This window comes from Mesorhizobium sp. CA4, from assembly GCF_020165075.1.
Taxonomy (GTDB): Bacteria; Pseudomonadota; Alphaproteobacteria; order Rhizobiales; family Rhizobiaceae; genus Mesorhizobium.
The window spans coordinates 1-1117 of record NZ_JAIUHK010000082.1; the positions used below are offsets into that span (position 1 = coordinate 1).

A 1117-nucleotide genomic window follows, 5' to 3' on the forward strand; every position below is an offset into this window, starting at 1 on the left:
ATCCTGTGTGTTGGTTCTGGTGTATGGTTGAAGTGGGAAGGAGGCCGAGTGGATCCTGGTCGTCCTTTCGGACAGGCCGTGGCATGGCCCGGTCCCTTCCCACCGATGAACCATCAACCTGAACAGTTGCACGGGGCTGTTCCAAGCAGACCCCGCACCACAGGAAGAGGCGTGGACATGATAGCCCAGAACTATGTCGGCTGCGACATCTCCAAGCAGTGGCTGGACTTTTTTGATGAGACAAGCGGCCGTCTTCGGCGCGTCGACAACCAGGCCAATACGATCGCGGCCTATGTGGCGGGCCTTGATCTCAGCCGGGACTTCGTCGTCATGGAGGCGACAGGGGTCCATGACCGGCTGCTGCGCCATGCGCTGGCCAAGGCCGGCGTGCCGTTCTCGCGGCACAACCCGGGGCACACCCACCACTATGCCAAGTCGACCAGACGGCGAGCCAAGACCGATCCTCTCGACGCCAGGATGCTGAGCGACTATGGCCGTCGCTATCAGCCTGAGGCCGAGCCGGCGCCACGCGAAGAAGGTGAGCGGCTTCAGTCGCTTGCCGGCCACCGCGATCAACTGGTCGCGATGCGGGCAACGCTGAAGAAGCAACTCGGCGAGGCTTTCGAGGCGATCGTCATCACCAGCCTCAAAGACCTGATCGCCGGCCTCGATGCTCGCATCAAGGCGCTCGAGGGCCAGATTGCCGAAGTCATTCGTCAAAACCAGGACACCGCCCGCGATTACACGCTGATGGTCTCCGTGCCCGGCGTCTCCAAGGTTGGCGCATTCTCCCTGCTGGCGCTCTTGCCCGAGCTCGGCCAGCGCTCACCCAAGGCGATCGCCGCGCTCGTCGGCCTTGCCCCGTTCGACAACAAGAGCGGCAAGCTCAACCGCAGGAGCCAGATCCAGGGCGGGCGATCGCGCGTGCGCCGCGCCCTCTATATGGCAGCCCTCACGGCCATCAGAACCTGCGACCGGTTCAAGTCCTTCTACACCGCACTTGCCGCCCGCTCAGGCTCCAAGAAACTGGCTATCATCGCCGTCGCAAGGAAGCTCCTCGTCGTCCTCAACGCCATCATGCGCGACAAAACCGCATTCGCATGAACACAGTTGCCAT

At 62.8% G+C, this 1117-nt stretch carries 1 protein-coding gene; it reads left to right on the plus strand.

All coding sequences use genetic code 11. The features are described from left to right. On the plus strand, window positions 1-1104 hold a 1104-nt coding region (locus LB528_RS30115; RefSeq protein ID WP_224717240.1), incomplete at its 5' end, for an IS110 family transposase. Window positions 1105-1117 lie beyond the last annotated feature (13 nt).